This window comes from Microbacterium sp. 05T445 (genome assembly GCF_056395865.1).
In genome coordinates, this window is sequence record NZ_JBFTKJ010000001.1 from 97,409 (window position 1) to 110,846 (window position 13,438).

Here is a 13,438-nt window from a genome sequence, read left to right on the forward strand (position 1 = left end):
CTCCCCCTGTGCGTGGCGCGGCGCGGTCAGTCCAGGCGGCGGTCGTCGACGTGCCGTGCGAGGCTGCGGCCGTACCGCTCGGTGAGCTGCACCATGAGGTCGGGGGTCTCACGATCCAGGCCGAAGACGTAACCGGGGAAGTCGAGCTCGCGCTGCGCCGCCCAGATCTCCTCGTGGCGGTCCGGCGGCAGGATCTGCACCGGGTCCCCCACCGCCACCCAGCCGATCGGCACCGTCGAGTCTGCGGGCAGCGTCGTGCGCAGGTGCACGACGGCGTTGATGCGCACCTCGCTGCGGGTGCCGATGTGCGCGCCGTTGAACACCCGCGTGCCGGTGGCGAGGAAGACCTCCTCCTCGACGACGGCGCCCGAGATGCTCGCCATCGGGCCGACCAGCACGTGGTCGGCGATGTGCACCGGGTTGGTCGCGGTCGCCCGGATGAGCGCGTTCTCCATCACGATCACGTTCTCACCGAGGGTGATCGCCCCGCCCTCGGCGGTGATGACGGCACCGTGGAGGATCTGGCAGTCGGCGCCGATCTCGACATCGCCGCTGATCACCGCCGTCTCGGCCACGACCGCGTCAGGGTGGATGCGAGGCTGCGCCCCGAGGTGCTCGAACCGCATCGTCGTGGCCTCCTGCTCTCGCGGATGCGCCCCAGCGTAGCGCCGTCATACGCGCGGGCGACCCTCCGGACGGTATGTAGGGTGAAGAAGCTCCACCGCCACGATCCGTTGGCCTTCCCGAAAGCTCCACCGCAATGACGTCTGCTCTGCTGTCCGCGACCGACTCCGTCCGCCTCGTCCTGGACACCGTCGAGGCCCGCAACCCCCACGAGCCCGAGTTCCTCCAGGCCGTGCACGAGGTGCTCGAGTCCATCTCGCCGGTGCTCGACGCGCACCCCGAGTTCGTCGACGGCGGCATCCTGGAGCGCATCGTCGAGCCGGAGCGCCAGATCATGTTCCGCGTGCCGTGGGTCGACGACGCAGGACGCCTGCAGGTCAACCGCGGCTTCCGCGTGCAGTTCTCGTCGGTCCTCGGCCCCTACAAGGGCGGGCTGCGCTTCCACCCGTCGGTGAACCTGTCGATCATCAAGTTCCTCGGCTTCGAGCAGATCTTCAAGAACGCGCTCACCGGCCAGGGGATCGGCGGCGCCAAGGGCGGCAGCGACTTCGACCCGCACGGCCGGTCGGATGCCGAGATCATGCGGTTCTGCCAGTCCTTCATGAACGAGCTCTACCGCCACCTCGGCGAGCACACCGACGTCCCCGCCGGTGACATCGGCGTCGGCGCGCGCGAGATCGGCTACCTCTTCGGCCAGTACCGCAAGATCACCAACCGCCACGAGTCCGGCATGTTCACCGGCAAGGGCGTGCAGTGGGGCGGCGCCGAAGTGCGCACCGAGGCGACCGGCTACGGCGCGGTGTTCTTCGTCGAGGAGATGCTCGGCGTGCACGGCGAGACGCTGCACGGCAAGCGCGTCGGGGTGTCGGGTTCGGGAAACGTCGCGATCTACGCCATCGACAAGGCACGTCAGCTGGGCGCGACCGCGGTGACGGCATCCGACTCCTCCGGCTATGTCGTGGACGACGCCGGCATCGACGTCGACCTGCTGCGCCAGATCAAGGAGGTCGAGCGCGCCCGCATCTCGGAGTACGCCGCCCGCCGGCCCGGCGCGCGCTACATGGAAGGCGCCCGCCCGTGGGAGGTGCCCGTCGACATCGCCGTGCCCTCCGCGACGCAGAACGAGCTGGACGCGCACGACGCCCGCACGCTCATCGGCAACGGCGTGCGCGCCGTCGCCGAGGGGGCAAACATGCCCTCGACGCCCGAGGCCGTCGAGCTCTTCCAGTCCGCCGGTGTGCTCTTCGCGCCCGGCAAGGCGGCAAACGCCGGCGGCGTGGCGACCTCGGCGCTGGAGATGAGCCAGAACGCCGCCCGCCAGCGCTGGAGCTTCGACGACAGCGAGGCGCGCCTGCGCGCCATCATGGCCGACGTGCACGACGCCGCCTTCGAGGCCGCGGAGAAGTACGGCCGCCCCGGAGACTATGTGGCCGGCGCCAACTGCGCAGGCTTCGAGCGCGTCGCCCACGCGATGCTCGCGCAGGGCGTCATCTGACCCGATCCCGCGCCGTCGGTCAGCCGCCGAGGCGGTAGACCGTCACGTGGCTGGTGGATTCGCCCGTGAACTGCTCGCGCCGCCAGCCGGCCCACCGGGCCTCCCGGGTGAACCCGGCGAGCTGTGCCATCAGGTCCAGTTCGCTCGGCCAGATGTAGCGGTGAGGCGATCGCCCGATCCGCGCAGCGCGCCCGTCGGCGAGGTCCGGCCCGAACCGGACGTGGTGCGACGTGAGCCGCTGCGTCAGCGTGTCGATGGTGTCGACGAGCAGGTACCCCGGCTCGCTGACCTCCACGGTGCCCGCGTGGCCGGGGGCGAGCGCGCGCAGCTGCGGCACCCACAGCTCGATCACGAAGCATCCGCCCGGTGCGAGGTGGCGCGCGGCATTGCGGAAGCACTCGACCTGTTCCTCCTGCGTCAGCAGGTTCGAGATGGTGTTGTAGACGAGGTACGCCAGCGAGAACCCCTCGCCCGCGGATGCCGTCGTCATGTCGCCCTCGACGACCGGGATCGCGGCATCGTCGGCCTTCTCGCGCAGCCGCGCGATCATGGCGTGCGAGAGCTCGATGCCGGACACCGGGACCCCCGCCTCACGCAGCGGGACCGCCACACGCCCGGTGCCGATCGCGAACTCGACGGCCGCGCCGCCGGCGGCGAGCTCTGCCAGCGTCGCGACGGCCGGACCGAGCACGTCGTCAGCGAACATCCCTTCACCGGGTGTGTCGTACGACTGCGCGGCCTCGTCGTCCCAGAGCGCCTGCTGATCGATCATGGCCCCATCGTTTCGGGATGCACCTGCTCCGTCAAACCGTGTTCCCCGATCTCGCTACTCTGTGTTACTTTATAGTGGTACTCGGTAACACTCAGTACCGAGCAGAGCAGACAGGCACACGATGGACGACTTGACGGAGATGCTGAAGGGCACGCTCGAAGGCTGCGTGCTGGAGATCATCCGCGGCGAGGAGACCTACGGCTACGCCATCACCCGGCGATTGAACGAACTCGGGTTCGCCGACGTCGTCGAGGGCACCGTGTACACGATCCTGCTGCGACTGGAGAAGAACGGGCTCGTCCAGGTCACCAAGCGGCCCTCCGAACAGGGTCCGCCCCGCAAGTTCTACGCGCTCAACGACGCCGGGCGCGCACAGCTGGCGAGGTTCTGGGCGAAATGGGAGTACGTCACCACACGGATCGACCACCTGAAGGAGGGTGCGGCATGAACTTCTGGGACACCATCACGGGCAACGACCTGACGCGCGAGTACACCGCGTTCGAGGCGCGCGCGGCCTCGCTGTCGCCGGAGTACCGCGCGGCGTGGGACGAGATCAAGGTCGGTGTCATGCCGTACGGCGACTTCACCGGGCGCAACCTCATGGCGATCCTCGACGGCGCACTCGGACTCCTCGAGGAGTCCGCCGCCGACGGCCAGGGCATCGACGAGGTGCTGGGCGACGACATCCCCGGCTTCTGCCAGGCCCTGGCCGGCGGCGAAGGCCGCCGCACCTATCGCGACAGATGGCGCGACCAGTTGAACCGCAACGTCGCGAAGCGACTCGACCAGTTGGGAGGCTGACGTGGGCATCCACGACATCATCGAAGGCAAGAAGCAGTGGCGGGCGCACGTGGCCCGGGTCAAGGCGCTGCCGGCCGACTACCGGATCGTCTACGAGGAGATCCAGAAGTACCTCTTCAAGGTCGGCCCGGTCGACCTGGCCGAGGGCACGCTCCTGGCGGATCTCGTCGACTTCTTCGAAGAGGGAGCCGCGTCGGGCAAGAGTGCCCTGGAGGTCACCGGCGCAGACGTCGCCGCGTTCTGCGACGCGCTGATCGAGGACTCCCCCACCTACGCCGACCTGTACCAGGCGTCGGCCGGCACCCGGCGGGACTCTTCTGCCGGGTGACCGCGCACGCGTCCTCCGACCATGCCCGCCGGGGCGGGCATAGCGCGGTGGGGCGCACCGCGGGCCCGCCGCGGCTGTGCGAGGATCGCGGTCGTGAGTATTCCTGTGAATGTCGATGACTTCGCCCGCGCCGAGACCGATCGCATGTTCCGCGATCTCCAATCGCAGGCCGGAGGCGTGAACCGCTTCGTGCACAACCGCCAGCCCGCCGCGATCGACAACCAGACGGTGATCCGGCTGAACCGCGACACGCTGTACAGCTTCGCGGTGGTGGACGTGACCGCCGGTGCGACCCTCACGCTCCCCGAGCACGGGGACCGGTACCTGTCGGCGATGGTCGTCAATCAGGACCACTTCGTCGATGCGATCTTCCACGACGCCGGCTCCCACGAGCTGACGGTCGAGCGCTTCGGCACGCCGTACGTCGTGGTGGCCGTACGCACGCTCGTCGACCCCGCGGATCCCCAGGACCTCGTCGCGGTGGCCGCCGTCCAGGATGCCATCACCCTCACCGCGGCCTCGTCCACGCCGTTCGAGTACCCCGACTACGACGCGACCTCGCTCGACGAGACGCGCGGGGCTCTCCTCGCCCTCGCACGCAACCTCACCGCGTTCGACCGCACCTTCGGGTCGAGGGACGAGGTGGATCCCGTCCGCCACCTCATCGGCACGGCTGCCGGGTGGGGCGGCCTGCCTTCGAGCGAGGCGATCTACATCGGCGTCGACCCGCGCCTCCCGGTCGGCCGGCACGAGCTGACCGTCGGCGAGGTCCCCGTCGACGGGTTCTGGTCGATCTCCGTCTACAACGCCGCGGGCTTCTTCGAGCCGAACGAGCAGAACATGTACACGGTCAACAACATCACCGGCGCCCGCAACGAGGACGGCTCCACCACGGTGCGCTTCGGCGACTTCCCCCCGGGCACGCCGAACGCCATCCCGGTGACCGAGGGATGGAACTACCTCGTGCGGCTCTACCGGCCGCGCGCCGAGATCATCGACGGCACCTGGACGTTCCCGCGCCTGGACGGCACCGCGTCCTGAGCGCCGCCGTCGGCCCCGCGCGCCTCAGGCCGTCGCCTGCGACGGGGCCGCGGCATCCGTCTCGGTCTTCTTCGGCGGCCACAGCTGCTCGATGAGCTGCGCCACCCACGCGACGAGCTCGTCGTCGACGAGCGGCTCCCCACCGGCGGACGGCAGCGGCACCACCATCGCCTCACCGCCGGCGACGAGCTTCGCCTTGGGGTGCAGGCGCTGCAGCCGCACGCGCATGGAATCGGGGAGGTTCGCGGGCGCGACGCGCAGGTTCGGGCCCATCGCGACGACGTCGGCCAGACCCGCCTGGGCGGCGCGGCGGCGCAGCCGGGCGACCGCGAGCAGTCCCTCGACCTCCGCAGGGGGCTCGCCGTAGCGGTCGGTGAGCTCCTCGATCACGAGGTCGATCGCGTCGGGCGCTGCGGTGACCGATGCCGCCGCAGAGAGCTTCTGGTACGCCTCGAGGCGCAGCCGCTCACTGTCGATGTACGACTCGGGGATGCGCGCCTGCACCGGCAGCTCGAGCCTCAGCTCGGTCGGGCCCTCGGTCTCCTCGCCCCGGAACGTGGCGACCGCCTCGCCGATCATGCGGAGGTACAGGTCGAAGCCGACGCCGGCGATGTGACCGGCCTGCTCGGCGCCCAGGAGGTTGCCGGCGCCGCGGATCTCGAGGTCCTTGAGGGCCACCTGCATGCCCGAGCCGAGGTCGTTGTTGACCGCGATCGTCTCGAGGCGGTCGGCGGCAGTCTCGGAGAGCGGCTTCATGTCGTCGTAGAGGAAGTACGCGTACGCACGCTCGCGCGCTCGTCCCACCCGGCCGCGCAGCTGGTGCAGCTGGCTGAGGCCGTACTTGTCGGCACGGTCGATGATGATCGTGTTCGCGTTCGAGATGTCCAGGCCCGTCTCGACGATGGTGGTGCACACCAGGACGTCGAAGCGCCGCTCCCAGAACGCGTCGACGACCTCTTCGAGGGCATGCTCGCCCATCTGCCCGTGCGCGACCGCGATGCGCGCCTCGGGGACGAGTTCGGAGAGCTCCGCCGCGACGCGCTGGATCGACTGCACGCGGTTGTGCACGTAGAACACCTGGCCCTCGCGCAGCAGCTCGCGGCGGATCGCGGCGGTGATCTGCTTGTCGTTGCGCGGCCCGACATACGACAGGATCGGATGCCGGTCCTCCGGCGGCGTCTGCAGCGTCGACATCTCGCGGATGCCGGTGACCGCCATCTCGAGCGTGCGCGGGATGGGCGTCGCGCTCATCGCGAGGATGTCGACGTTTGTCTTGAGCTTCTTCAGAGCGTCCTTGTGCTCGACGCCGAACCGCTGCTCCTCGTCGATGATCATGAGGCCCAGGTCCTTGAAGATCACCTTCTCGGTGAGGATCCGGTGCGTGCCGATCACCATGTCGACGGTGCCGTCGGTGATCCCCGCCAGCACCTCGCGCGCCTGCTTGTCGGTCTGGAAGCGCGAGAGCGCCTTGACCTTCACGGGGAAGCCGGCGAAGCGCTCGGTGAACGTCTCGAGATGCTGCTTGACCAGCAGCGTCGTCGGCACGAGCATCGCGACCTGCTTGCCGTCCTGGATCGCCTTGAACGCGGCGCGCACGGCGACCTCGGTCTTGCCGAAGCCGACGTCGCCCGACAGCAGTCGATCCATCGGGATCGGCTTCTCCATGTCGGCCTTGATCTCGTCGATCGTCTGCAGCTGGTCGGGCGTCTCCGCGAACGGGAACGCCTCCTCGAGCTCGCGCTGCCAGGGCGTGTCGGGCCCGAACGCATGCCCCTTGGAGGCCATGCGCGCCGAGTAGAGCTTGACGAGCTCGACCGCGATGTCGCGCACCGCCCTACGCGCCTTGCTCTTGGCCTGCGCCCAGTCGCTGCCGCCCATCTTCGACAGCGCCGGCGCCTCGCCGCCGACGTAGCGCGACAGCAGGTCGAGCTGGTCGGTGGGCACGAACAGCTTGTCGCCCGGGTAGCCGCGCTTGGACGGCGCGTACTCCAGCACGAGGTACTCGCGCACGCTCTTGACCGCGTTGCGACCGCCGCTGGACACCTCGCGCTGCGTCAGCTCGACGAACTTGCCGATGCCGTGCGTGGCGTGCACGACGTAGTCGCCGGCCTTGAGCTGCAACGGGTCGACGACGGCCTTGCGCCTCGAGGCGAGCTTCTTCACGACCCGGCTGTCGCCGCCGATCGTGCGGCCGTAGAACTCCGACTCGGTGAGCACGGCGAGCTTGGCGTCGGGCGCTTCGAATCCTCGCTCGAGCACGCTCAGCACCACGTGGGCCACGCCGGGCTCGGGCGCGTGCAGCACCTCCTCGACCTTGCGCGCCGCGATGCCGCGTTCGGCCAGCACATCGCGGGCGCGCTCGACGAGTCCCACTCCGGATGCCGCGACCACGACCCGCCAGCCGTCGGCGAGGAGGGCGCCGACGTGCTCGGTCGCGCCCTCGACGTTGCCCTGGAACGACGGGACCGCCGACCCCGGCACACGGATCGCGGCGGCGGCTTCGAGCGCGACGTCGATGTCGTCGTCGATCAGCCCCTCGGCGGCCGCGTCGGCCTGCCCGGAGTCGAACGAGCTGAAGGTCCACCACACGCCGCTGCGCGCGTGCGTGGCGGTGCGCAGGTCGGGCAGCGAGAGGAAGTCGCCCGCCCCCAGGTCGATCGGCGTGCTCGCCCCGGCGGTCGCCGCGCTCCACGCCGCGTCGAGGAACTCGCGGTTCGTCTCGCCGAGCGTGATGGCGCGCGTCACAGCGCGTTCGGGATCGATCAGCGCGACCGCCGAGCCTTCGGGCAGATAGTCCACGACCGTCACGAGCTGGTCCACGACGGCAGGCAGCAGCGACTCCATGCCCTCGACCGGGATGCCCTCGGACATCTTCTCGAGCATGCCCGCGAGCCCGGGGAACTCGTCCTTGAGCTGTCGCGCGCGGCCGCGCACGGCATCGGTCAGCAGCAGTTCGCGGCTGGGCAGCAGGGTGACTTCGCGCACCTCCCCCGGCAGCGACCGCTGGTCGGCCACCGAGAACGCGCGCATCTGGTCGACCTCGTCGCCGAAGAACTCGACGCGATAGGGGTGCGGGGCGGTCGGTGGGAACACGTCGAGGATGCCGCCGCGGACGGCGAACTCGCCGCGCCGCGACACCATGTCGACGCGGTGGTAGGCGAGCTCGACCAGCCGTGCCGACACGGCCACGAGGTCGTGCCCGCGGCCGCCCACGGCGAGCTCCACGGGAGGGATGCCGGTCAGCCCGGCCGCGAGAGGCTGGATCGCACCGCGCACCGAGGCCGTGATCACCAGCGGCGTCGCGGCGTCCCAGTTCGCGACGCGCGTGAGGATCTCCAGGCGCGCGCCGACGGTCTCGGCACTCGGGCTCAGCCGCTCGTGCGGCAGCGTCTCCCACGCCGGGAAGTGCAGGACCTCGGCGCCGGGCAGCAGGGCGCCCAGGGCGGGACCGAGCGACTCGGCCCGGCGCCCGGTGGGGGCGATGAGGAGCACCACGGGCGGCTTGCCCGCAGAACGGCGGCGCTCCAGCAGGGCCGCGAGGAGCGGGGCGTCGAGCCCCTCCACGAGTGAGAAGTCCGCATCGACGGCTGCCGCGGTCACGGCATCCCGGAACGGTTCAGCCTGCTCGAGGGCGCGCACGATCCCGGGAACTGTCACCGGACGAGTCTACGACCCGGCGCCGACACCGGCTCCGCGGCGCGTACCCGTCGCCACCGGCGGAGTGCGCGAGGCGCGCACGAGGCGGCACGGACGGCTCCTAGGATGAGTCGCGTGAGCGACCCCGCACAGCCCCCGACGCCTCCGGCGACCCCGCCCGCGCAGCCGCAGACCTGGGCCGCGCCCGGCGCGGCTCCCTTCGGTCCGCCCGCCGGCGCCCCCGCCGGGGCACCGGTCCCGAATGCCGCGCAGCCGCCGGCGGGATGGCCTGCTCCGCCCGCAGGTGCGTACGCGCCGCCGCCCGGGTATGCGGCACCGGTGGGCTACGCGGCGCCCGGTGCGACATCCGCGCCGGCGTTCGGCGCCGCCCCACCGGCCAAGCGCAGCGCCACGCTCGGGATCATCGCCCTCGTCGTGGCGATCGTCGCGACCGCCGGCGCGAGCATCTTCGCCGCGATCGCGAGCTTCAGCATCGGCCTCGGCGCAGGCAAGGGCATCGCCACCCGGCCCATCGACGCCGACTTCGACTGGTCGATCCTCACCCCGGTGCGCGACTGGGTGCTGCTGGGAGAGGTCTCGTTCTGGGTCGGCACGGCGCTGGGCGTCTGGGCGCTCATCCAGGGCGTCATCGCCATCGTCACCGCGCGCGGACGTGGTGCGGGCATCGCCGCCGTCGTCGTGGCAGCCCTCGGCCCGGTCGCCTTCGGCGCCGTGGTCCAGGGGTTCCTCACAGCCGGCCTCGCGGCCGGCACCGGCATCGGCGGCTGACCGCCGGGGCGCCGCGTCAGACGCGCGGCGCGTGGTGCTTCTGCTGCGCGGCGAGCAGGCCCTCGCCGACGAGCTGCTCGACCGCGTCGGCGGCGTCGCCAAGGAGGATCGGCAGGTTCTTGCGCTCTGTGGCGCCGAACGGGTCGAGCACCCAGTCGGCGGGGTCCTGGCGGCCGTTCGGGCGACCGATGCCGACGCGCACGCGCGGGAAGTCGGCCGTCCCGAGCGCCTTCGCGACATCGCGCACGCCGTTGTGACCGCCGTGCCCCCCGCCGACCTTGAGCTTGATCGTGTCGAACGGGATGTCGAGCTCGTCGTGGACCACGACGACGTGCTCGGGGTCGATGCCGTAGAACTTCGCCAGGCCGGCGGCCGGGCCGCCGGAGACGTTCATGAACGTGTTCGGCTTCGCCAGGATCAGCTTCGCACCGCCGGGCTGAAGCCACGTCTCCACGACCCGCGCGTTCGCCTTGTGCGCCTTGAACGACTCGCCGCGGCGTGCCGCGAGCTCGTCGACGACGAGCTGTCCGACGTTGTGCCGCGTCGACTCGTAGCGGGGTCCGGGGTTGCCCAGTCCCACGATCAGCCAGGCCTGTGCCATGTCATCCATCCTGCCCGAGCCCTCGGCGCGTACGGCGCGGGCCCGTCGTGAAAACCAGAACGAGGGGGCGCGGCATCCGCACCCCCTCGTCCGACAGTGAAGCGGGATTACTCCGCGGCGGCCTCTTCCGAAGCCTCGGACTGCTCGGCGGCGGCCTCGGCGTCGGCCTCGGCGATCTCGTCCTCGGCGGCGATGGTCGCGGCCGGCACCGAGATGGCGACGACGAGCATGTCGGGCTCGGCGACCAGCGTCGCGCCCTTGGGCAGCTTCAGGTCGGCGGCGGTGATGTGGGTGCCGTCCTCGAGGCCCTCGACGTCCACCTCGATGTGCTCGGGGATGTGGGTGGCCTCGACCTCGAGCGCGACGCTCTGCGCGTCGAGGTTGACGATCGTGCCGGCGAAGGGCTCGCCCTGGACGAGGACGGGGACGTCGACCTGGATCTTCTCGCCCTTCTTCACGACGAGGAGGTCGATGTGCTCGATGATCTGGTGCACCGGGTCCTTCTGGACGTCCTTGACGAGCGTGAGCTGCGTCTTGCCGTCGAGGTCGAGCTCGAGCACCACGTTGGCGCGGCGGACGAGCAGCCCGACCTGGTGGCCCGGGAGGGCGACGTGCACCGGGTCGGTGCCGTGGCCGTAGATGACGGCGGGGATCTTGCCGGCGGCGCGGAGGCGGCGGGCGAAGCCCTTTCCGAAGCTCTCGCGGAACTCGGCGTGGACCTTGGTGTCGGGCTCGTTCGACATGGGATTCTCCTTGCGGGCGCGGGGCCCATTTCTGCGGGCGGCGCGGGGCGCCGGTCCGAATCGGCCTGCGCTGTGGCGGGCCCGGGTATTGGGGATGTCTTCGACTCGAACGCGCACGCGTGAGGAAAGCCCTGGGGCCGGCATCACCGCGTCGATCACGGATGCTGCGACCCGACGCGATCGCCGGGCGCGAGGCATCCCTCGCCGAAGTTCGACACGAGTCTACCAGCGCCCCCGCTACGATGAGGAACGCACCTGCTTCCCGCTCACCCGGAGGAACCCCATGGACTACGGCTTCTGGAGCCACGCGATCTTCTGGCTCATCGGCGGGCTGGCCGTGCTCGGCACCGTGGGCACCGTGCTCGCGTTCTGGAGCCTCGGCCGCCAGGCCTACCGCAAGGACTGATACCGCTCCAGCGCCACGACGGCCGCATCGACGACCTCGCCGAGCGCCGGATCGCCCGCGACGACCACGCCCGGCTCGTCGGGCTCGAGATGCTCGAGCGCCCGCAGCTGCGAGGCGAGCAGCGCCGGGGGCATGAAGTGGTCGCGCGCACCCATGCGCCGCGCGAGCTCCCGCTCGGGCACGCGCAGCTCGACGAACACCGTCCCCGCCGCCCCGGCGAGGATGCGTTCCCGGTACCGCCGTGCGAGCGCGGAGCACGCGATCACCACTCCCCCGCCGGGCGGAGGGACGGATGCCGCGTCCCCGCCGACCGGCTGCTGCGGGGCGGCCAGCGTCTGCGCCACGACGTCGAGCCACGGCATCCGATCGTCGTCGTCCAGCGGGGTGCCCGCGGCCATCTTCGCCACGTTCTGCGCGGGGTGCAGATCGTCGGCGTCGACGAACCGCATCCCCAGGTGCGCGGCCAGCGCGGCACCGACCGCGGACTTGCCGGAGCCGCTCGGGCCCATCACCACGATGCGGGATGCCGTCATCCCGCCACCGTACTGCCCGCGCGAGGCGATGCCGACCGGTGGCCGGCGCCGGCGCCCGGGCTAGGCTCGATCTGTCGGCCCGAGTGCCGCTCACACCCGTGCGCACGGCGAGGTGAGCAGCCGGCCATCTCGTGTAACACGGACAGGCCAGACTCTAGGCTGAATCACGAACGACGACAGGAGCTCGAGTGTCCGAGAACGCAGCGAACATCGGCGTGGTGGGTCTTGCGGTGATGGGGTCCAACCTCGCCCGCAACCTCGCCTCGCGTGAGGGCAACACGGTCGCGGTGTACAACCGCAGCCGCGCCAAGACCGACGAGCTGCTCACCGAGCACCCCGAAGCCGGGTTCGTGCCGGCGTTCTCGTACGACGAGTTCGCGGCGTCCCTGCAGAAGCCCCGTACGGCGATCATCATGGTCAAGGCCGGCGGACCGACCGATGCCGTCATCGACGCGCTCGTCGAGGTGTTCGAGCCCGGCGACATCATCGTCGACGGCGGCAACGCGCTGTTCACCGACACGATCCGCCGCGAGAAGGCGGTCCGCGAGACCGGCATCAACTTCGTCGGCATGGGCGTCTCGGGCGGCGAAGAAGGAGCCCTGCTCGGCCCGTCGCTCATGCCCGGCGGCTCTGACGAGTCGTGGATCACGCTCGGCCCCATCCTGCGCTCGATCGCCGCGGTCGCCGAGGGCGAGCCGTGCGTCACGCACATCGGCCACGACGGCGCCGGCCACTTCGTGAAGATGGTGCACAACGGCATCGAGTACGCCGACATGCAGCTGATCGCCGAGGCGTACGACCTCATCCGCCGCGGCACCGGCAAGACGCCGGCCGAGATCGCCGAGGTGTTCGCCGAGTGGAACCGCGGCGAGCTCGAGTCGTACCTCATCGAGATCACCGCCGAGGTGCTGCGACAGGTGGATGCCGCCACCGGCGCGCCGCTCGTGGACGTCATCCTCGACCAGGCGGGCGCCAAGGGCACCGGCGCGTGGACCGTGCAGACCGCGCTGTCGCTCGGCGTCCCGGTCTCGGGCATCGCCGAGGCGACCTTCGCCCGTTCGCTGTCGAGCCACCCCGAGCAGCGTGCCGTCTCGCGCGACCTGCCCGGACCCGCCGAGGCGCTGCGCGTCGAAGACGCCGACGCGTTCATCGAGGACGTGCGCCTGGCCCTGTACGCCTCCAAGATCGTCGCCTACTCGCAGGGCTTCGACGAGATCCGCGCCGGTGCGGCCGAGTACGGCTGGAACATCGATCTCGGCGCCGTGTCGAAGATCTGGCGCGCCGGATGCATCATCCGCGCCCAGTTCCTCAACCGCATCGCCGACGCGTACGCCGCGACCCCCGACCTGGCCGTGCTGCTGACCGCGCCGTACTTCGTCGACGCGCTCGATCGCGCCCAGGACGCCTGGCGCCGCATCGTGGCGACCGCCGCGACCGCCGGCATCCCGTCGCCGGCGTTCTCGTCCTCGCTGGCGTACTACGACGGCCTGCGCGCCGACCGGTTGCCGGCCGCGCTCATCCAGGGTCAGCGCGACTTCTTCGGGGCCCACACCTACAAGCGCATCGACAAGGACGGCACCTTCCACACGCTGTGGTCGGGCGACCGCACCGAGGTCGAGGCGGAAGACACCCACTGACGCCGGCCGCGCATACGACGAGGGCGGACCCC

Annotated in this window: 14 protein-coding genes; 8 read left to right on the forward strand and 6 right to left on the reverse strand. The window is 70.9% G+C overall.

Annotated features, from left to right (window positions below; genetic code table 11):
- Nucleotides 1-26: 26 nt before the first annotated feature.
- Nucleotides 27-626, reverse strand: a complete 600-nt coding sequence (locus AC1DDU_RS00505) for a gamma carbonic anhydrase family protein (RefSeq protein WP_477430672.1) — start codon at nt 624-626, stop codon at nt 27-29.
- A gap of 134 nt (nt 627-760) precedes the next feature.
- Between AC1DDU_RS00505 and gdhA the strand changes: the two genes are divergently transcribed.
- Nucleotides 761-2,119 carry an NADP-specific glutamate dehydrogenase gene (gene gdhA, locus AC1DDU_RS00510; RefSeq protein WP_477430673.1) on the forward strand — a complete coding sequence of 453 codons (1,359 nt, stop codon included), beginning with the start codon at nt 761-763 and terminating at the stop codon, nt 2,117-2,119.
- A 19-nt stretch (nt 2,120-2,138) separates the two neighbouring features.
- On the opposite strand, the gene AC1DDU_RS00515 is transcribed toward gdhA, so the two are convergent.
- Nucleotides 2,139-2,891 (reverse strand): methyltransferase domain-containing protein, encoded by a 753-nt coding sequence (locus AC1DDU_RS00515; RefSeq protein ID WP_477430674.1) that lies wholly within the window; start codon nt 2,889-2,891, stop codon nt 2,139-2,141.
- A 121-nt stretch (nt 2,892-3,012) separates the two neighbouring features.
- Here AC1DDU_RS00515 and AC1DDU_RS00520 point away from each other — a divergent pair, with 121 nt between their 5' ends.
- From AC1DDU_RS00520 to AC1DDU_RS00535, 4 genes are all read left to right on the forward strand, one after another.
- Entirely contained in the window at nt 3,013-3,339 is a 327-nt protein-coding gene (locus tag AC1DDU_RS00520) for a PadR family transcriptional regulator (protein ID WP_477430675.1), read from the forward strand.
- A complete protein-coding gene (locus AC1DDU_RS00525; protein ID WP_477430676.1) occupies nt 3,336-3,692 on the forward strand; it encodes a DUF1048 domain-containing protein in 357 nt (118 codons plus the stop codon). The genes AC1DDU_RS00520 and AC1DDU_RS00525 overlap by 4 nt, the downstream gene beginning before the upstream one ends.
- A 1-nt stretch (nt 3,693) precedes the next feature.
- Nucleotides 3,694-4,020, forward strand: a complete 327-nt coding sequence (locus AC1DDU_RS00530) for a DUF1048 domain-containing protein (RefSeq protein WP_477430677.1) — start codon at nt 3,694-3,696, stop codon at nt 4,018-4,020.
- 93 nt (nt 4,021-4,113) lie between these two features.
- The gene (locus tag AC1DDU_RS00535; protein WP_477430678.1) at nt 4,114-5,061 is read left to right on the forward strand and encodes a DUF1214 domain-containing protein; all 948 of its coding nucleotides are present in this window, start codon (nt 4,114-4,116) and stop codon (nt 5,059-5,061) included.
- Nucleotides 5,062-5,085: 24 nt separating this feature from the next.
- Here the strand turns inward: AC1DDU_RS00535 and mfd are convergent, their stop codons facing one another.
- Nucleotides 5,086-8,718 (reverse strand): transcription-repair coupling factor, encoded by a 3,633-nt coding sequence (gene mfd / locus AC1DDU_RS00540; protein ID WP_477430679.1) that lies wholly within the window; start codon nt 8,716-8,718, stop codon nt 5,086-5,088.
- A 105-nt stretch (nt 8,719-8,823) separates the two neighbouring features.
- Between mfd and AC1DDU_RS00545 the strand changes: the two genes are divergently transcribed.
- On the forward strand, nt 8,824-9,486 hold the full coding sequence (locus AC1DDU_RS00545) for a hypothetical protein (protein WP_477430680.1): 663 nt from the start codon (nt 8,824-8,826) through the stop codon (nt 9,484-9,486).
- A gap of 16 nt (nt 9,487-9,502) precedes the next feature.
- On the opposite strand, the gene pth is transcribed toward AC1DDU_RS00545, so the two are convergent.
- Together pth and AC1DDU_RS00555 are read right to left on the reverse strand one after the other, a co-directional pair.
- Complete coding sequence (gene pth, locus AC1DDU_RS00550) at nt 9,503-10,087, reverse strand: aminoacyl-tRNA hydrolase (RefSeq protein ID WP_477430681.1); 585 nt, start codon at nt 10,085-10,087, stop codon at nt 9,503-9,505.
- Between the two features lie 107 nt (nt 10,088-10,194).
- The gene (locus tag AC1DDU_RS00555) at nt 10,195-10,830 is read right to left on the reverse strand and encodes a 50S ribosomal protein L25/general stress protein Ctc (RefSeq protein ID WP_477430682.1); all 636 of its coding nucleotides are present in this window, start codon (nt 10,828-10,830) and stop codon (nt 10,195-10,197) included.
- A gap of 283 nt (nt 10,831-11,113) precedes the next feature.
- On the opposite strand from AC1DDU_RS00555, the gene AC1DDU_RS00560 reads away from it, so the two are divergent.
- On the forward strand, nt 11,114-11,236 hold the full coding sequence (locus AC1DDU_RS00560; RefSeq protein WP_477430683.1) for a hypothetical protein: 123 nt from the start codon (nt 11,114-11,116) through the stop codon (nt 11,234-11,236).
- Here AC1DDU_RS00560 and AC1DDU_RS00565 read toward each other — a convergent pair.
- Nucleotides 11,221-11,769: a gluconokinase gene (locus AC1DDU_RS00565; protein WP_477430684.1), complete on the reverse strand. Its 549-nt coding sequence runs from the start codon at nt 11,767-11,769 to the stop codon at nt 11,221-11,223. The two genes, AC1DDU_RS00560 and AC1DDU_RS00565, sit on opposite strands and share 16 nt — an antisense overlap.
- A 188-nt stretch (nt 11,770-11,957) precedes the next feature.
- On the opposite strand from AC1DDU_RS00565, the gene gndA reads away from it, so the two are divergent.
- A complete protein-coding gene (gndA, locus tag AC1DDU_RS00570) occupies nt 11,958-13,406 on the forward strand; it encodes an NADP-dependent phosphogluconate dehydrogenase (RefSeq protein ID WP_477430685.1) in 1,449 nt (482 codons plus the stop codon).
- Nucleotides 13,407-13,438: the final 32 nt, after the last annotated feature.